Raw genomic sequence first — 16,148 nt, 5'->3', positions numbered from 1 at the left:
GGGTCGTTTTAGACAGGCCCACAGGCCTGAAATGGCGATCGGTCTATACGCTTTTGTAAGCAATATCAGTAATTTAACGTCGACCTTCCACCGCTTGACTCGCAGACCCCTGCCGCATAGACCCACCGGAGTTATTTACGGGGCCTCAACGCGTGTCAGACAGCCCGGACCCAGACGATCCCGCCGCCCGTCTCAAGGCGCTCGAGGAGAAGCTGGCCTCCCGCAGGACGACGGCACAGGTCGATGCTCCGAAGGACGGTCACTATCAGGGTCAGCTGGCCTGGCGCATGGTGATCGAGCTTGTGGCCGGTCTCGGGATCGGTTTCGGCATCGGATACAGTCTGGATCGGTTCTTCGGAACCCTTCCGGTCTTTCTGGTGATTTTCGTCCTGTTCGGCCTCGCAGCCGGGATCAAGACCATGCTGCGATCGGCCGAAGAAGTGCAGAAGAAACAGCTGGCGGGCCAAGCGGGGCCGACTGCCAAGAACGAGGGTGAAACACGTGGCTAGTCACACACAGACGACAGACGCAGCGACCCACGGTGCAGGCGATGCCGTGATGAGCGCCGACACGGTCGGTGCCGCAGACGCAGCCGTGGCCCACGGTGCGGAAGCCGCACATGACGCCGGCGGCCTTGTCTTTCACCCGCTGGATCAGTTCCTCGTCCGCCCGATCTTTGGCGAAGGCGGCATCTTTCATCCCACCATGCCGGTGCCCGAAATTCATTGGTACACCCCGACCAACGTGACGCTCTGGCTGGCTCTCGCCGTGCTGTGCGTCGTGCTGCTGTTCGTCGTAGGGTCCCGTGGCCGCGCCACGATCCCGACCCGCACCCAGTCGGTCGCGGAACTGTTCTACGGCTTCACCCACAAGATGGTCGAAGACGTCTGCGGCAAAGAGGGGCTGAAGTATTTCCCTTATGTCATGACGCTGTTCGTCTTCATCCTCTTCGCCAACTTCCTTGGCCTGATCCCGCTGTCCTTCGCCACCACCAGCCACATCGCGGTCACCGCGGTTCTGGGTTTCGGCGTGTTCTTCGGCGTGACGATCCTTGGCTTCGTGCTGAACGGTCCGTCCTTCCTGAAACTCTTCTGGATGTCCGAAGCGCCGCTGTTCCTGCGCCCCATCATCGCCGTGATCGAGCTGATTTCCTACTTCGTGCGCCCCGTCAGCCACTCCGTCCGTCTGGCCGGTAACATCACTGCCGGTCACGCCGTGATGAAGGTCTTCGCGGCCTTCGCAGGCCTCGCCATCGTCAGCCCGCTGTCGGTCGTAGCGATCACCGCGATCTACGGTCTGGAGGTCCTCGTGGCCGGTATTCAGGCCTACGTCTTTGCCATTCTGACCTGTGTCTACCTCAAGGATGCGCTGCATCCGGCCCACTAGGGTCAAGGTTTTCAGGTCCGTCTACGAACCACCAACGCAATTCCATCGTAAGGAGAAAAGATTATGGAAGGCGATATCGCAAGCATGGGTCAATTCCTCGGTGCCGGCCTCGCAGGCATCGGTACCGGTCTGGCGGCTCTGGGTGTCGGCAACGTTGCCGGCAACTATCTGGCCGGCGCGCTGCGCAACCCCTCTGCCGCTGCTTCGCAGACCGCGACGCTGTTCATCGGCCTGGCCTTCGCAGAAGCCCTGGGGATCTTCTCGTTCCTCATCGCGCTGCTGCTGATGTTCGCAGCCTAATACGGCACGACATCCTTACGACTTTCCGACGCGGGGCAACCTCCGCGTCGGACGGTTGAAACAAAAGGTAACCGGGGACCAAGATGGCAACTGAAAACGTCGTCGCACAGGAAGTCGAAAGCGGCATGCCGCAGCTCGATTTCTCGACATTTCCGAACCAGATTTTCTGGCTTCTGGTCGCGCTTGTCGTGATCTATCTGGTCCTGTCCCGGATCGCCCTGCCGCGCATCAGCGGTGTTCTGGCGGAACGGTCCGGTACCATCTCGAACGACCTCGCCGCAGCCGAAGATCTGAAGCTGCGCGCAACCGAGGCCGAGGCGGTCTATGAAAAGGCCCTTGCCGACGCCCGCACCGAATCAAACCGTATCGCGGATCAGGCCCGTGCCGAAGCGCAGGCCGATCTGGACACGGCCCTCGCCGAAGCCGACGCCAAGATCGCGGCCCAGACCGTCGAGGCCGAAGCCAGCATCGCCGAGATCCGCGCAAGTGCCACCGAAAACGTGGCAATCGTGGCCAAGGACGTGGCAGAGGCGCTTGTCGCCGCGATGGGGTCCAGCGCCGATCAGGCGACCATCGACGCCGCCGTCACCGACCGGATGAAGGGATAAACCATGCGTTATCTGATGATCCCGCTGTTCACGCTGCTCGCCTCTCCGGCGTTCGCCGCGACCGGCCCCTTCGTCTCGCTGCGCAACACGAACTTCATCGTGCTGCTGGCCTTCATCCTGTTCATCGCGATCCTGCTCTACATGAAGGTGCCCTCGAAGGTCGCCGAGATGCTGGACAAGCGCGCCGACGGCATCCGCGCCGATCTGGACGAAGCCCGCGCCCTGCGTGAAGAAGCGCAATCGCTGCTGGCCTCTTACGAGCGCAAGCAGAAGGAAATGCAGGAACAGGCTGAGCGCATCGTCGCCAACGCCCGCACCGAGGCCGAACGCTCTGCCCAAGCCTCCAAGGACGAGATTGCCGCAACCATCGCCCGCCGTTTGGCCGGTGCCGAAGAGCAGCTTGAAAGCGCGCGTGCCGCTGCCGTCAAGGATGTGAAGAACCGCGCCGTGACGGTTGCCGTCGCTGCCGCCAAGGATGTGATCGCCAAGCAGATGGACGCCAACCGCGCCAACGCGCTGATCGACGACTCCATCGCAACGGTGAAAGCCAAGATGCACTGATACCGCAACCGCGGATCGCTTTGAAAAGGCCTCGGCATCCGCCGGGGCCTTTTTGCATCAGCGCTGGTGTTCGATGTCCAGCCGCTTGCGGGCAAAACCTTCGTTCTGGTCCGCCTTCTGCTGGTCGTTCATCGCACCCTCGACGTAGTCCATATGCGCATTGATCGCCGCCCGCGCACCGGCCGCATCCCGCGCCTGAATCGCCACGTTGATGGCCCGGTGCTGGCCCAGCAGGTCGCCCCGCGTCAGCCGCTGCTGGAACATCACGGCCCGGTTATAGAATACGCCCTGCCGCAGCAGGTCATACATTGACCGCATCATGTGCAGCAGGATGATGTTGTGACTGGCCTCGATCACCGCAAGGTGGAAATCGGCATCCAGTTGCGCCTCTTCCGTGGGGTCGGACTTGCGGTGCGCCGCTTCCATCTTCTGAAAGACCGTGTCGATCACCGCAAGGTCGGTATCCGTCCCGTGCCGCACCGCCCGTTCCGCCGCCAGACTTTCCATATCCCGGCGAAAGCTGATCGTATCGTGCAGGGCCACAGGATGATCCGCGAACAGCTTGATCAGGGCCGGGGCAAAGGCGCTGCCCAGCACGTCGGCCACATAGACGCCCGCACCTGCCCGCGCGCTCAGCAAACCGCGCGCCTGCAGGTCGGCCAGCGCCTCGCGGAGCGATGGCCGGGACACATGCATCCGCTCGCTCAGATCCCGTTCCGGCGGCAGACGCTGGCCCGGCCGCAGGATGCCGCGCAGGATCAGATCCTCGATCTGGCGCGCGATGCCGATTGACAGCTTTTCCTGGGTGACGGGTTCGAACGGCATAAGACATTCTCGGTAAGGTGGTCAGACATTATGACCGATCCGGGGGGCGGACAAACGAAAAGGGGCTGCCCGTCTGGGCAACCCCTTCTTTATGGTGAAAGATCCGCTGCTTAGTTCGGCGTGATGACGATATCCACGCGGCGGTTCTGCTGACGGCCTTCGGCGGTCAGGTTGGTGGCGACAGGCTGGTCTTCGCCACGGCCGATCGACCGGATGCGGGCCGACGACACGCCGTTGGCAATCAGAACCGAGGAGACGGACTGGGCGCGACGGGTCGACAGGTCGGCGTTGAAGGATGCGGCACCCACGTCGTCGGTGTGACCGATCACGTTGACGGTCGAATTCGGGTACTGCTGCAGCGATTGCGCCAGCGTCGACAGGTTGCCCTGTGCGGCAGCGGACACGGTGGTCGAGTTCGTGGCGAACAGGATGTCCTGCGGCAGCGTCACGATCAGGTTCTGGCCGTTGTTCACGATGCCGACGTTGCCGCCCATCTGGTTGCGCAGTTCCTGTTCCTGACGGTCCAGCACGCTGCCGGCGGTGGCACCGGCTGCGGCACCCAGGGATGCACCGATCAGGCCGTTCCGGATCCGCTCGGACTTGTTGTCGCCGGTGGCGGCACCCGCCAGTGCACCAAGGCCAGCGCCGATGGCTGCGCCCTGTCCGGTCATGCGGTTGTCGTTCGGGCCGCCGGTGCCGGCACAGGCGGTGGTCAGGGCCAGCGCTGCGGTGGCCAAGGTCAGGTTCAGGCGTGTCAGGGTGATCATGTGATTCTCTTTCTTCATTGGACCCGGAAGTGAGGGTGAGTCTCTGGCGCGGTTATGTCGCAACGCGCGGTGCTATCCAATAACGCGGAATTGTCAGGCAATGTTCCGCCGAATATCACCTTTTTGTGAATCCGCACGTGCGGATTCCCACGCAAGCAGCGTCCGCTTGACCGGCAGACCCCAATGATATCCCCCAAGGGCGCCAGACTTGCGCAGGGCGCGATGGCAGGGAATCAGCAGACTGACCGGGTTGCGACCGACGGCGGTGCCCACGGCCCGCACGGCCCGGTCGTGGCCGATGGACTGCGCGATCTCGGAATAGGTCGTGACCTGTCCGCTGGGAATACGCAGCAGCGCCTCCCAGACCTTGATCTGCAGGGGCGTGCCGATCATGTGCAGTCGCGCCTCGCCGCTGCCCGTCAGCGCCGCTTCAGTCCAGCCCACCACGGCCTCCGGATCCGCGACAAAGGTGGCAAGGGGCCAGCGCCCGGTCAGGTCCGCCATCGCGGCATCGCGCCCGGTCTCTGCGGCGAAGGCCAACCCGCACAGCCCCCGGTCCGTCGCCATCGACAGCACCGGGCCAAAGGGACTGTCGCACCAGCCCCAGCGCACCGTCAGCCCCGCCCCCTGCCGCGCATAATCGCCGGGCGTCATCGCCTCCCACCGCAGGAACAGGTCGTGCAACCGGCTGCTGCCCGACAGCCCCACCGCATCCGCCACCGCCAGCGTCGTGAAATTCTCGCGCAGCATCTGGCGGGCGTGGTCCAGCGCCAGAAACTGCTGATAGCGTTTCGGCGATACCCCGACCCATGTGGAAAAGACACGCTGCACGTGGCTCGCGCTCATCCCGAGTTCATCGGCCAGATCGGCCAGCGACAAAGGCTCGCCCTTGTGGGTGTCGATCAGGTCGATGGCGCGGGCCATGACGGCGTAATGATAGGGTGCGTGTTCCATGCCCCGACACTAGCCGTGCCGCGCACCTGCGGCGACCCGGAACTTGCGCAACCCGCGCGGGACAGGGCACAAGAGCGCATGGCAAAGCAACTCGACTACCGCACGATCCGCGAGATCTTCACCCGCTTTCAGGCGGCGGAACCCGAACCGCAGGGAGAGTTGGAGCATGTGAATGCCTTCACCCTCGTCGTGGCCGTGGCCCTGTCGGCGCAGGCGACCGACAAGGGCGTGAACAAGGCGACCCGCGCGCTGTTTGCCGTGGCCGACACGCCGCAAAAGATGCTGGATTTGGGGCTGGAGGCGGTGACCGACCACGTCAAATCCATCGGCCTCTTCCGCCAGAAGGCCAAGAACGTGATGAAGCTGTCCCAGATCCTCGTGGATGACTACGCCGGAGAGGTCCCCAATTCCCGCGCCGCCCTGCAATCATTGCCCGGCGTCGGGCGCAAGACGGCGAATGTGGTGCTGAACATGTGGTGGGCGCATCCCGCGCAGGCGGTCGACACCCACATCTTTCGCGTCGGCAACCGCACCGGCATCGCCCCCGGCAAGGATGTCGATCAGGTCGAACGCCGGATCGAGGATCACGTCCCCGCCGATTTCCAGCGCCACGCCCATCACTGGCTGATCCTGCACGGCCGTTACACCTGCGTCGCGCGCAAACCCAAATGCGCCGCCTGCCTGATCCGCGACCTCTGCGGGTTCGAGGATAAGGTCCTTTAGACGGCCCTTAGCCAAAGCGCATCCAGCGCGTCGATGGCCGCAGGATCAAATCGGCTTTCCTCTTTCCAGTACTTGCCGCTGGGCACGACGTAATCCAGCCGCACCTCCTCGGCCAGCGCTGCCGGAGCACTGTCCGCGTCGAACGCTGCAGGCTTCACCGGCAGGTCCTCCGGTCGCGCGCGTGGGAACACCAGCCGGCTTTCTCCCGTCGACAGGTTCACACAGGCACAACCCCGCTGCGCCGCCATGACCTGCAACCGCGCGGATTTCGCGGGCAGGGACCGCAAGGTCACATCCTGCCGCAACGGGTCTGCTGTGCCCGTCCCATAAAAATGCGTGGCCCCGCTGTCGGGATAGACCATGTCGCAGCCCAGAAAGGCCATGACGTCCGGCTTCAACGCCCCCAGCGCCCAGTAGCCTGCGGTAAACGCCATCGTGCCGCCCGCATAAACGAACCCGCCAAACTCGTTCTGCACCGGCACATAATCGTCGGCCGTCACGACCCGCTGCCCCGCACGCAGGTCTGTCGGCATCCGGTCACTGGGAAAATCCGACGGATGGATCAGATCGTCCCAATCGTCGCGCACGCGCCAGGCGTTGTTGATCGCCACGATCCGGTCGAACGGTGCGCGCGGCCAGTCCGCGCAGCTCACCACGGACGGGCCAGAGCCCAGTATCAGAACGATGCGCAACAGCCGTCTCCCTTCGCTTGTCGCGCGGACCCTAGCGGTGCCGCCCGCGGTGTCGAGGGGACAACACGCCTCACGTCGTGCGCGGCGGCGGCATCCGGTAATCGCCCGTCGCCTCGAACGCGGCGGCCAGCGCCAGCAGGCCCGTATCGTCATAGGCCCGTCCGGCCAGCGTCAGACCCACCGGCATGCCAATATCCGCCATGACGCCCATCGGCACCGTCACGGTCGGAATCCCCAGATGCCGGATCGCCAGATTGCCGTTCGCCACCCAGACCCCGTTGCGCCACGCCAGATCGGCGCTAGCCGGGTTCACATCCGCATCCGCCGGTCCCACGTCAGCGACCGCCGGAAACACCACCGCATCCAGACTGTGGCTGTCCATCCACTCCTCCAGATCGACCCGCCGCGTCTCCTCCAGCCCGCGCAGACCTGCGGCCAGCGTCGGGATATCCTGAAAATCCGTCACGCCGTGGGCGCGTGCATGCGCTGGGTAGTCCGCGATATCATCATCGAACCCGGTATAGCGGTCCGGCAGGCTGCCCGGCGTTGGGGGAAAGATCCGCGCCCCGTCCACATCCGACAGCCGCGACAGGCCCGCGTCGCCATTGTCGCGCAGGAACGTCTCCCACCCCCAGACCGACAGATCGACGATCTCGCGCTTGAGGTATCCCTCCGGCAGCAGCCCGCGCGTGGCGATGGTTGGACACCCGGGCCGGTCGCCCTCGTAGTTGGACACGACCGGGAAATCCACCGTCACCACCTCGGCCCCCGCCGCCTCCAGCGCATCCCGCGCCGCCTCCCACAGCGCCATGATCGCGGCGCGCGTCTCGATCCGCTGCCCGGTCGGCCCGCCGATGCCGGGGTGCTGCGCCGTCCCGGCCTCCGGGTCTGCGTTGATATACATCGCAGGCACCCCGAACCGCTTGCCGCGCAGCGATGCGCTTGCCAAGTCAAGATAGGATGCGGGCCGCACCTCCGACGCCTTCGGCAAGCTCACCCACGGCTGGCTGCGCCACAGATCGCCAGACGTCTCCGGATCGTCCGCCACGATCACGTCCAGCACCGCGAACATATCCGCCATCGTCCGCGTATGCGGCACCACCACGTCCATCGTCGGCACCAGCGGCCAGTTCCCCCGGACCGAGATCACGCCACGGCTGGGCGTATACGCACAAAGCCCGTTGTTGGACGCAGGCGCGCGCCCGCTCGACCAGGTCTCCTCGGCCAGCCCGAAGGCCGCAAAGCTCGCCGCCGTGGCCGTCCCGGATCCATTGGACGACCCCGACGCAAAGGCCGCCGTCAGCCAGTCGGCGCTGTAGGGCGACTCCGCCCGGCCATAAAGCCCCCGCTGCATCCCGCCGTTCGCCATGGGCGGCATGTTCGTCAGCCCGATCAGCACCGCCCCCGCCGCCCGCAACCGGGCGATGGCAAAGGCATCATCCGTGGCCACCAGATCCGCAAAGGCCGGCGATCCAGCGGCCACCGTCAGGCCGCGCACCTTGTAGCTGTCCTTGGCGGTGTAGGGGATGCCGTCCAGCGGCCCCAGCACAGCGCCCGCCGCCCGCCGTGCGTCGGACGCCTGCGCCGCGGCCCGCGCAGCGGGGTTCAGCACCGGCACCGCATTCAGACACGGCCCCGCCCGGTCGAACCGCGCGATCCGGTCCAGATACAGGTCCACCAGCCCGACGCTCGTAACCTCGCCCGCCTCCAGCGCCGCGCGCAGGTCGGCGATGCTGGCCTCGACCATGTTCATCGGGCCTTCGGCTGTTGCTGCGTGATGCAATGGATACCGCCGCCGCGCGCAAACAATTCCCGCGCATCGACACCGACGACCTCTCGCCCCGGATAGGCCGCGCCGAGGATCTCCAGCGCGCGCGCGTCCGCCTCGGCCTCGCCAAAGGTGCAGGCGATGACCGCACCGTTGATGACCAGATGGTTGATATAGCTGTAATCGACGAACCCATGCGCGTCGGTCAGCGTCGCCGGGGCCGGCACGTCGATGATCTCGAACCGTCGTCCGTCGGCATCCGTCTCACCCTCCAACTGCGCGCGGATCGCCTGCATCACCGCATGATCCGGGTGCGACGGATCACGTTGTTCGTGCAACAGGATGACCCCCGGCGCTGGCAGGCAGGCGACGATATCGACGTGTCCCCGCGTGCCGAACGGGTCGTAATCCCGCGTCAGCCCGCGCGGCAGCCAGATCGTCTTGCGCGCGCCCAGCGTGCGCGCAAACTCCTCGGCCACGCGACCCGCATCCGCATGCGGATTGCGTTCCGCCCCCAGTTGCACCGTTTCCGTCGCCAGCACCGTGCCAGCCCCGTCGACGTGGAACCCGCCGCCCTCGTTCACCAGCAGCGACGGCACCACCGGCACGCCAGCAACGCCCGCAATGAACCGCGCCAGATCGCGGTCATGGGCGCTGCTGGTCCAGTCCGCCCCGCCCCAGCCGTTGAAGATCCAGTCGACCGCCGCCAGCCCGCCCTGCGCATCATGCACGAAGGTCGGCCCCGAATCGCGCAGCCAGAAGTCGTCGATGGTCCGCTCCATGATCTCGATCCCGCTGTCCAGCATGCGCCGCGCGCGCGCGCCTTCGGTCGGGTCCACGATCATCGTCACCGGCTGGCGGGCGGCAATGGTGTTGGCGACCGTGCCCCACGCCGCATACCCCGCCTCGCGCGCAGCACTGCCCTCGCCCAGCGTCGCCCCTTCGCGGGGAAAGGCCATCCAGATCCGGTCCTGGGGTGCCGTCTCGGTCGGCATGTGCCACGTCATCGTCTCGTCTCCTGCACTGATCTTGGGCAGGATAAGCGGGAAAATACGGGGCATCCAGCGGCGTCACGCCGCGTTACAGCGCAGATCGCGCGATCATGCCTTTTCCGCCCGTCCCGCCGCGCGTATGACCCGCGCGTCACACAGCAAGAAGTCCGCCATGCCGCACGTTCCCTTCAGCGTCCCCCACAGCCTTCCCGTCCCCGAGGCCGCCGCCCGCCTGCTGGCCGGTGTGCCAAAGCTGGAAAAGGCCCTGCCCCCCGGCGGTCACGTCACGGCCGAACAGATCGGCGACGATGGCATGCGGCTCGATATCGGCGTGATGGGGCAGACCATCGTGGTCGAATCGCAGCTGACCCCCGAGGCCGTGCAGGGCACCATCGCCGTGCCGATGATGCTGACCATGATGAAGGGTCAGATCGTGCAAATGGTCGAATCCTCGGTCGCCAAAATGCTGGCGAAGGGCGCCGCCTAGTCCTCTGACCGGGTCGCCCAGACCTTGTCGGTCGGCGGCTGCGGCAGGTCGGTGACATCGCGGCAGCGGTGCAGGTGCACCTTGGCGATGAAATTCGCCGTGATCGGCGCCGTGACGAACAGGAACGCCATCACCAGCGCCTCGTGCAGGGACGGGCGGCCATCGGCAAAAGATGCCACGATCGACGCCAGCAGCAGCGATCCCACCCCAAGGGTCGAGGCGAGCGTCGGCGCATGCAGCCGCGACATCGGGTTGTTCAGCTTCAGCAGGCCCAATGACCCGGCGAGCGTAAAGCCTCCGCCGGTCACAAGCAGCACCGACAGGATGATGTCCCAGAGGATCGGCAGATCTGTCATTCGATGATGTCCCCCCGCAGCACGAAACGGCACAGCGCGACGGTGGACACGAAGCCCAGCATCGCGATGATCATGGCGCTTTCGAAATAGATCTGCGTCCCCCAGAGGATGCCAGACAGGATGATCAGCCCGATGGCGTTGATGACCATCGTATCCAGCGCCAGAATGCGGTCGCCGACATGCGGTCCCCGCAGCAGGCGGACCATGGCCAGCACCTGTGCCAGCGCCACGGCGCCGATGGCGAAATAAAGGGCGATTTCGGTCATGCGAAGATCTCCTTCAGGCGGCTTTCGTAACGGGCCTTGATGTCGTCGCGCACGGCATCGGGGTCCGGCGCGTGCAGCGCGTGGACCAGCAGGGCGGTGCCATCCGCACTCAGGTCCGCGGACAGGGTGCCGGGGGTCAGGGTGATGGACCCGGCAAGGATTGTGATCGCCTCGGGCTTGCGCAGGTCCAGCGGCACGGTGATCCACGCGGGCTGCAGGCTGTCATTGCCCCGGAACAGGATCTGCATGGCCACCGTGATGTTCGACTTGATGATGTCCCAGATCACGATCAGGCAATAGACGACCATGCCGAAAGGCCGCGCAACAGGGGGCCGGTCGGGCCAGTAAGCGGCGGTCAGGATCGGGATCAACAGCCCCAGGATCGTGCCGAAAACGATGGTCCCCAGCGTCAGGCTGTTGTTCAGCAGGCACCAGACTACCACCAGCAGCAGGGTCAGCAGCGGGTGCGGCAGCAGCCGGCGGGTCAGTCGCAATGGCATCTCAATGACCCTCCTCGGTGTCGGTCGCGGCGGCGTCGTGCGGTGCATCGTCGCCGTGGTCATCCTTGATGACCTTGCCCGGCATCGACAGCACGGCCGCGATATAGGGTTGCGGGTTGAACAGTTGCGTGGCCGTCGCGTTCAGAAAACCCGTCACCGGCCCGGCAAAGACCGTCAGCGCGACCAGCAGCGCCAGCAGACTGCCGATGGCGACCATCGGCAGGGCAGGCTCCGGCGCGTCGTTTTCCTTGGTATTCGCCTCGCCCGCCTCGGACTCGGGATTCTCCTCGCGCTCTGCCGCGACCTGATGCGACCGCCAGAACATCTGGCTGCCCGCCCGGCCAAAGCCCACGACGGCGACCAGCGATCCCGCCAGCACGATACCCCAGACCCACCAGACCAGCGCCGATCCGCGCGCCGCATCCATGATCAGCAGCTTGCCGACAAAGCCCGACAGCGGCGGCAGGCCGGTCATGGCGATCGCGGCGACAAAGAACATGCCAGCCACCAGCGGCCCGCCCGCGACGGGTACCGCATCGCGCAGCCAGACGCCGACGCCCGTCCGCCGGTCGCGCAGCACGTCGACCAGCAAAAACAGCGCCGCCGTGGCAAAGGTGGAATGGATCGCGTAATACAGCGCCGCGACGATGCCCGACGCGGTGAACACAGCCACCGCCGACAACAGCATCCCCATCGACCCGATGACGGCAAAGGCCACCAGCCTGTCGATCCGATAGGACCCCAGCACACCGATCATGCCCATCGCCAGCGTCAGCAATGCGGCGGGCATCAGCCATGTGTCGAACAGGCCTTGGGTGATCTCCAGCTCTGGCGGAAAGACCAGCGTATAGAACCGGATGATCCCGTAGGCGCCGACCTTGGTCATGATCGCGAACAGCGCGGCGACGGGGGCAGGGGCCTCGGCATAGCTACCGGGCAGCCAGAAATGCAGTGGCAGCACCGCCGCCTTGACGGCAAAGACCAGCAGCAGCAGGACCGCGGCCACCCGGATACCCGCAGAATTGGAGGGGTCCAGCGCGGCCACCCGCACCGCCAGATCCGCCATGTTTAGCGTGCCCGTCTGGGCATAGATCGTGCCGAGCGCGAACAGGAACAGCGTCGATCCCAGCAGGTTATACAGCACATACTGCGTGCCCGCGCGCAGCCGCCGCTTGCCGCCCGCGTGGATCATCAGACCGTAGGACGCGATCAGCAGCACCTCGAAGAAGACGAACAGGTTGAAGGCATCGCCGGTCAGGAACGCCCCCATGATCCCCATCAGCTGGAACTGGTAAAGGGGGTGGAAATGCTGCCCCCGCGTGTCCCAGCCGGACCCTATGGCATAAAGCAGCACCAGCGGCGCCAGGATGGCCGTGACCAACACCATCAGTGTCGACAACCGGTCCGCGACCAGCACGATGCCGAAGGGCGCCTGCCAGTGGCCCAGCTGATAGACACTGATCGTGCCGTCATAGGCCTGCCAGAACAGGCCCAGTGCCACGCCCAGCAAGGCCGCCGTGCCAGCCACCGACAGCACCCGCTGAAGCGAGATATGAAACCGCGCGACCAGCACCAATATGGCAGCCAGCATCGCGGGCAGGACGACGGGGGCGACGATCCAATGGGTCATTCGACCGCCTCACCGCGCAGCGCATGCGGGGCTTGCGGAATCTCTGCATCGCGGGCGGGCACGTCGACCAGATCCTCACCGGCGCTCAGATACGATCCCAGCGCCATGATGACGACGACCGCCGTCATGCCGAATGAAATCACGATTGCCGTCAGCACCAGCGCCTGCGGCAGCGGGTCCGTATAGACCTCGACCCCGTCGCGCAGCACCGGTGGTGCGTTCAGCGCCAGACGACCCGAGGCGAACAGGAACACGTTCACCGCATAGCTCAGCAGCGATGTGCCGATGATGACCGGAAAGGTGCGCAGCCGCAGCACCATGTAGATGCCTGCGGCGGTCAGCACGCCGATCGCGGTGGCCATGAGGAATTCCATGCTCAGCCCTCCTGCTTGATGGATGGGCGGGACGGGTCGATGTCCATGGCGTGTTCGCTGGCCTCGGTCCCGGCGCGCCGGCCGAGGCGAGAGAAGCTTTCCAGCGACAGCATCACCGCACCCACGACCGCAAGGAAGACGCCCAGATCGAAGGCCGCCGCCGTCGCCAGTTCGAATTCGTTCATCGGCGGGATGCGGAAATAGCCGAAGGCCGACGTCAGGAACGGCTCTCCCGCGAACCACGATCCGATGCCGGTCAGGCCCGCGACCAGCACACCCGCCCCGATGATCCCGTGATAGGGATAGCGCTGGCGGCTGTCGGCCCAGGCAAAGCCCGACGCCATGTATTGCATCACGACCGCAATCGCCACGATCAGACCTGCGACGAACCCGCCGCCCGGCTCGTTATGGCCGCGCAGGAAGATATAGACGCCAACCATCAGCACCACCGGCATCATCACCCGCGTCAGAACGACCATCATCAGCGGGTGGGCATCGCCGGCGCGCGCCTCTTCGAAATCGCGGTTCAGCAGCTTCGCGCGGACCTCGCCGTTCAGCAGCGCCTCGGTCAGCGCATAGATGACCAGCGCCGCGATCCCCAGCACGATGATCTCGCCGAAGGTATCAAAGCCCCGGAAGTCCACGAGGATCACGTTCACGACGTTGTCGCCGCCGCCGCCCTTGTAGGAATTGGCCAGATGATAGTCCGAGATCGAGGTCATCGGGAAATCGCTCATCAGGATCGTCCAGGTCAGCCCCGCGACCGCGATGCCGCCGCCGATGGCGATCACCGCATCCCGCGTGCGTCGGCCGACGCTCGATTCCGCCGGACTGCGGTTCGGCAGGAAATTCAGCGCCAGCAGCAGCAGGATGATCGTCACCACCTCGACCGAGATCTGCGTCAGCGCAAGGTCGGGGGCCGAAAAGTAGTTGAAGCTGACCGACACGATCAACCCGATGATCCCCATCAGGATCAGCACGGCCAGCCGGTTCCGGTGATAGATCACGAGGAACCCCGCCGCCGCGATCAGCATGGCCCACAGCGCGACGGCGACCGGCGTGATCGGCAGCATCGTCCGCGTCAGCGCCGCGGCACTGCCCGTGAACCACGCATGCGCGCCCAGCCCCACCACAGTCACGACAAAGATCGCCGCATAACGGGTAAAGCTACCGTCGTGCAGCCGGTGGCTGAACCGCCCCGCGGCATTGGCCAGTGCCTTGATCAGGCTGTCGAACATGTCCTTCGCCTCTGGCCGCGGCACCGCATGCCAGACGCGGGACAGCGGGCCGAACAGCGCCAGCCAGATCAACCCGCCCACGACCGCAATCGCGGACATCGCCAGCGCCGGGGTCAGACCGTGCCACAGGGCCAGATGCTCCTCCGGCATCGGGGCCACGCCGCCGACGACGGCCTCTGTGACCAGCCGCACGAAAGGCTCTGCCAGAAACGGCGCGATCCCCAGACCCACGACGGGAATCATCAGCAGGGCAGGGGGCAGCCACAGACCCGGCTCGGGATCATGGGGATGCGCCGGATAATCGTCCCGCTCTGCCCCCAGAAAGGTATGAGAGATGAAGCGGAACGAATAGGCCGCCGAAAACAGCGCACCCAGCGTCGCCACGACCGTCACCAGCAGCGGGCTGTTGAACAGCGTCGTGTGCAGCGCTTCTTCCAGCATCATCTCTTTCGAGACGAAACCGTTGAACAGCGGAATCCCCGCCATCGACAGCCCCGCCAGCGTCGCGATGAAAAAGGTCAGCGGCATCAAGTGACGCAGCCCGCCCAGCTTTTTCATGTCGCGCGTATGCACCCCGTGATCGACGATCCCCGCCACCATGAAAAGTGCCGCCTTGAAGCTCGCGTGGTTCAGGATGTGGAACACCGCCGCCATCGCGCCAAAGGTCGTCCCGGTGCCCAGTAGAAAGCAGATCAGGCCCAGATGCGACACCGTCGAAAACGCCAGCAGCGCCTTCAGATCATCCTTGAAGAACGCGATGAACGCGCCCAGCGCCATGGTGATCAGACCGACGGAACACACCAGCGTCACCCAGACGTCCGTGCCGCTCAGCACCGGCCACAGCCGCGCCATCAGGAACAGCCCCGCCTTCACCATGGTGGCCGAATGCAAATAGGCCGACACCGGCGTCGGTGCCGACATCGCGTGTGGCAACCAGAAGTGGAACGGGAACTGCGCGGATTTCGTGAAACACCCCGTCAGGATCAGCAGCAGCGCCGGCAGATACAAGGGCGAGGCCTGAATCAACTCCCGGTTCTGCAGGATCACCGTCAGGTCATAGCTGCCGACGATCTGGCCCAGAATCAGCATCCCCCCGATCATCGCAAGCCCGCCCATGCCGGTCACGGTCAGCGCCATCCGCGCGCCCTGACGGCCCTCTGGCAGATGCTTCCAGAAGCCGATCAGCAGGAAGGACGACAGCGACGTCAGCTCCCAGAAGACCAGTAACATCAGGATGTTGTCCGACAGCACGATACCGACCATCGCACCCTGAAACAGCAGCAAATAGCTATAGAATTCGCCCATGTTGTCGTCGCGCGACAGATACCAGCGCGCATAGGTGATGATCAGCAGCCCGATCCCCAGGATCAGCCCCGCGAACATCAGCCCCAGTGGATCAAGGAACAGGTTTGCGTTCATGCCCAGCCCCGGCAGCCAGTCCAGCCGCGCGGTGGCGACCTCTCCGCGCAGGACACCGGGCAGATGCGTCATCAACCCGATGAAGGCCAGCGCCGTCACGGTGAAGGTGGTGACAAAGCACACCTGCCGTCCGGCCCTGATCATCAGGCCGGGCAGCAGCGCACCGAGGAAGGGCAGGGCGACGATGAGAAACAGTGACATGGGTGCTTTTATTGCGGACACAAACCGGAACGACCAGCCCTTGAAATCCGAATAAAGCCGCTTTTCGTGCTCTCGGGGCCGTGATGACGAAAAATTCAGAC

The 16,148-nt window shown here is 65.2% G+C and carries 19 protein-coding genes; 7 read left to right on the top strand and 12 right to left on the bottom strand.

Annotated elements, in window-relative coordinates; genetic code table 11:
* The first annotated feature begins 152 nt into the window (after positions 1-152).
* The 5 genes from GLR48_RS03500 to GLR48_RS03480 all read left to right on the top strand — a co-directional run bounded on the left by GLR48_RS03500 (position 153) and on the right by GLR48_RS03480 (position 2,855).
* A complete protein-coding gene (locus GLR48_RS03500; RefSeq protein ID WP_237058690.1) occupies positions 153-509 on the top strand; it encodes an AtpZ/AtpI family protein in 357 nt (118 codons plus the stop codon).
* 49 nt (positions 510-558) lie between these two features.
* The gene (locus GLR48_RS03495; RefSeq protein ID WP_237064321.1) at positions 559-1,386 is read left to right on the top strand and encodes a F0F1 ATP synthase subunit A; all 828 of its coding nucleotides are present in this window, start codon (positions 559-561) and stop codon (positions 1,384-1,386) included.
* Positions 1,387-1,449: 63 nt separating this feature from the next.
* A complete protein-coding gene (locus GLR48_RS03490; protein ID WP_090186282.1) occupies positions 1,450-1,686 on the top strand; it encodes a F0F1 ATP synthase subunit C in 237 nt (78 codons plus the stop codon).
* Between the two features lie 83 nt (positions 1,687-1,769).
* Entirely contained in the window at positions 1,770-2,294 is a 525-nt protein-coding gene (locus GLR48_RS03485; RefSeq protein ID WP_237058688.1) for a F0F1 ATP synthase subunit B', read from the top strand.
* Between the two features lie 3 nt (positions 2,295-2,297).
* Entirely contained in the window at positions 2,298-2,855 is a 558-nt protein-coding gene (locus GLR48_RS03480) for a F0F1 ATP synthase subunit B (protein ID WP_237058686.1), read from the top strand.
* Positions 2,856-2,912: 57 nt separating this feature from the next.
* Here GLR48_RS03480 and GLR48_RS03475 read toward each other — a convergent pair whose 3' ends face one another.
* The 3 genes from GLR48_RS03475 to GLR48_RS03465 all read right to left on the bottom strand — a co-directional run bounded on the left by GLR48_RS03475 (position 2,913) and on the right by GLR48_RS03465 (position 5,401).
* A complete protein-coding gene (locus tag GLR48_RS03475; RefSeq protein WP_237058684.1) occupies positions 2,913-3,680 on the bottom strand; it encodes a FadR/GntR family transcriptional regulator in 768 nt (255 codons plus the stop codon).
* 110 nt (positions 3,681-3,790) lie between these two features.
* Positions 3,791-4,447, bottom strand: coding sequence for an OmpA family protein (locus GLR48_RS03470; RefSeq protein ID WP_272911364.1), 657 nt, complete (start codon positions 4,445-4,447; stop codon positions 3,791-3,793).
* Between the two features lie 93 nt (positions 4,448-4,540).
* Positions 4,541-5,401, bottom strand: coding sequence for a methylated-DNA--[protein]-cysteine S-methyltransferase (locus tag GLR48_RS03465; protein WP_237058682.1), 861 nt, complete (start codon positions 5,399-5,401; stop codon positions 4,541-4,543).
* Positions 5,402-5,479: 78 nt separating this feature from the next.
* Here GLR48_RS03465 and nth point away from each other — a divergent pair, with 78 nt between their 5' ends.
* The gene (gene nth, locus GLR48_RS03460) at positions 5,480-6,124 is read left to right on the top strand and encodes an endonuclease III (RefSeq protein WP_237064317.1); all 645 of its coding nucleotides are present in this window, start codon (positions 5,480-5,482) and stop codon (positions 6,122-6,124) included.
* On the opposite strand, the gene GLR48_RS03455 is transcribed toward nth, so the two are convergent.
* The 3 genes from GLR48_RS03455 to GLR48_RS03445 all read right to left on the bottom strand — a co-directional run bounded on the left by GLR48_RS03455 (position 6,121) and on the right by GLR48_RS03445 (position 9,645).
* Positions 6,121-6,816, bottom strand: a complete 696-nt coding sequence (locus tag GLR48_RS03455) for a hypothetical protein (RefSeq protein WP_237058680.1) — start codon at positions 6,814-6,816, stop codon at positions 6,121-6,123. The two genes, nth and GLR48_RS03455, sit on opposite strands and share 4 nt — an antisense overlap.
* A 70-nt stretch (positions 6,817-6,886) precedes the next feature.
* Positions 6,887-8,563, bottom strand: a complete 1,677-nt coding sequence (locus GLR48_RS03450; protein WP_237058678.1) for an amidase — start codon at positions 8,561-8,563, stop codon at positions 6,887-6,889.
* A 2-nt stretch (positions 8,564-8,565) separates the two neighbouring features.
* A complete protein-coding gene (locus tag GLR48_RS03445) occupies positions 8,566-9,645 on the bottom strand; it encodes an agmatine deiminase family protein (RefSeq protein WP_237058676.1) in 1,080 nt (359 codons plus the stop codon).
* 103 nt (positions 9,646-9,748) lie between these two features.
* On the opposite strand from GLR48_RS03445, the gene GLR48_RS03440 reads away from it, so the two are divergent.
* Complete coding sequence (locus GLR48_RS03440) at positions 9,749-10,063, top strand: hypothetical protein (RefSeq protein WP_237058674.1); 315 nt, start codon at positions 9,749-9,751, stop codon at positions 10,061-10,063.
* Here GLR48_RS03440 and GLR48_RS03435 read toward each other — a convergent pair.
* From GLR48_RS03435 to GLR48_RS03410, 6 genes are read right to left on the bottom strand one after another with little or no spacing between them, the layout of a single operon-like run.
* Positions 10,060-10,419, bottom strand: coding sequence for a monovalent cation/H(+) antiporter subunit G (locus GLR48_RS03435; RefSeq protein WP_237058672.1), 360 nt, complete (start codon positions 10,417-10,419; stop codon positions 10,060-10,062). The genes GLR48_RS03440 and GLR48_RS03435 overlap by 4 nt on opposite strands.
* Positions 10,416-10,685 (bottom strand): K+/H+ antiporter subunit F, encoded by a 270-nt coding sequence (locus GLR48_RS03430; protein ID WP_237058670.1) that lies wholly within the window; start codon positions 10,683-10,685, stop codon positions 10,416-10,418. Before GLR48_RS03430 ends, GLR48_RS03435 begins: the two co-directional genes overlap by 4 nt.
* Positions 10,682-11,185, bottom strand: coding sequence for a Na+/H+ antiporter subunit E (locus GLR48_RS03425; RefSeq protein WP_237058668.1), 504 nt, complete (start codon positions 11,183-11,185; stop codon positions 10,682-10,684). Before GLR48_RS03425 ends, GLR48_RS03430 begins: the two co-directional genes overlap by 4 nt.
* 1 nt (position 11,186) lies before the next feature.
* The gene (locus GLR48_RS03420; protein ID WP_237058666.1) at positions 11,187-12,815 is read right to left on the bottom strand and encodes a monovalent cation/H+ antiporter subunit D; all 1,629 of its coding nucleotides are present in this window, start codon (positions 12,813-12,815) and stop codon (positions 11,187-11,189) included.
* Positions 12,812-13,189: a Na+/H+ antiporter subunit C gene (locus tag GLR48_RS03415; RefSeq protein ID WP_237058664.1), complete on the bottom strand. Its 378-nt coding sequence runs from the start codon at positions 13,187-13,189 to the stop codon at positions 12,812-12,814. Before GLR48_RS03415 ends, GLR48_RS03420 begins: the two co-directional genes overlap by 4 nt.
* 2 nt (positions 13,190-13,191) lie before the next feature.
* Complete coding sequence (locus GLR48_RS03410) at positions 13,192-16,047, bottom strand: monovalent cation/H+ antiporter subunit A (protein ID WP_237058662.1); 2,856 nt, start codon at positions 16,045-16,047, stop codon at positions 13,192-13,194.
* Between the last annotated feature and the right edge of the window lie 101 nt (positions 16,048-16,148).

This window comes from Loktanella sp. M215 (assembly GCF_021735925.1).
Classification (GTDB): Bacteria; Pseudomonadota; Alphaproteobacteria; order Rhodobacterales; family Rhodobacteraceae; genus Loktanella.
This window is presented reverse-complemented; position numbering and strand designations above follow the sequence as displayed.

Excerpts from the sequence above, each read along its gene's own strand:
- GLR48_RS03495 (WP_237064321.1), top strand. The coding sequence starts at position 559 with ATGAGCGCCGACACGGTCGGTGCCGCAGACGCAGCCGTGGCCCACGGT.
- GLR48_RS03490 (WP_090186282.1), top strand. The coding sequence starts at position 1,450 with ATGGAAGGCGATATCGCAAGCATGGGTCAATTCCTCGGTGCCGGCCTC.
- GLR48_RS03485 (WP_237058688.1), top strand. The coding sequence starts at position 1,770 with ATGGCAACTGAAAACGTCGTCGCACAGGAAGTCGAAAGCGGCATGCCG.
- GLR48_RS03480 (WP_237058686.1), top strand. The coding sequence starts at position 2,298 with ATGCGTTATCTGATGATCCCGCTGTTCACGCTGCTCGCCTCTCCGGCG.
- GLR48_RS03475 (WP_237058684.1), bottom strand. The coding sequence starts at position 3,680 with ATGCCGTTCGAACCCGTCACCCAGGAAAAGCTGTCAATCGGCATCGCG.
- GLR48_RS03470 (WP_272911364.1), bottom strand. The coding sequence starts at position 4,447 with ATGATCACCCTGACACGCCTGAACCTGACCTTGGCCACCGCAGCGCTG.
- GLR48_RS03465 (WP_237058682.1), bottom strand. The coding sequence starts at position 5,401 with ATGGAACACGCACCCTATCATTACGCCGTCATGGCCCGCGCCATCGAC.
- nth (WP_237064317.1), top strand. The coding sequence starts at position 5,480 with ATGGCAAAGCAACTCGACTACCGCACGATCCGCGAGATCTTCACCCGC.
- GLR48_RS03450 (WP_237058678.1), bottom strand. The coding sequence starts at position 8,563 with ATGGTCGAGGCCAGCATCGCCGACCTGCGCGCGGCGCTGGAGGCGGGC.
- GLR48_RS03445 (WP_237058676.1), bottom strand. The coding sequence starts at position 9,645 with ATGCCCCGTATTTTCCCGCTTATCCTGCCCAAGATCAGTGCAGGAGAC.
- GLR48_RS03440 (WP_237058674.1), top strand. The coding sequence starts at position 9,749 with ATGCCGCACGTTCCCTTCAGCGTCCCCCACAGCCTTCCCGTCCCCGAG.
- GLR48_RS03435 (WP_237058672.1), bottom strand. The coding sequence starts at position 10,419 with ATGACAGATCTGCCGATCCTCTGGGACATCATCCTGTCGGTGCTGCTT.
- GLR48_RS03430 (WP_237058670.1), bottom strand. The coding sequence starts at position 10,685 with ATGACCGAAATCGCCCTTTATTTCGCCATCGGCGCCGTGGCGCTGGCA.
- GLR48_RS03425 (WP_237058668.1), bottom strand. The coding sequence starts at position 11,185 with ATGCCATTGCGACTGACCCGCCGGCTGCTGCCGCACCCGCTGCTGACC.
- GLR48_RS03420 (WP_237058666.1), bottom strand. The coding sequence starts at position 12,815 with ATGACCCATTGGATCGTCGCCCCCGTCGTCCTGCCCGCGATGCTGGCT.
- GLR48_RS03415 (WP_237058664.1), bottom strand. The coding sequence starts at position 13,189 with ATGGAATTCCTCATGGCCACCGCGATCGGCGTGCTGACCGCCGCAGGC.
- GLR48_RS03410 (WP_237058662.1), bottom strand. The coding sequence starts at position 16,047 with ATGTCACTGTTTCTCATCGTCGCCCTGCCCTTCCTCGGTGCGCTGCTG.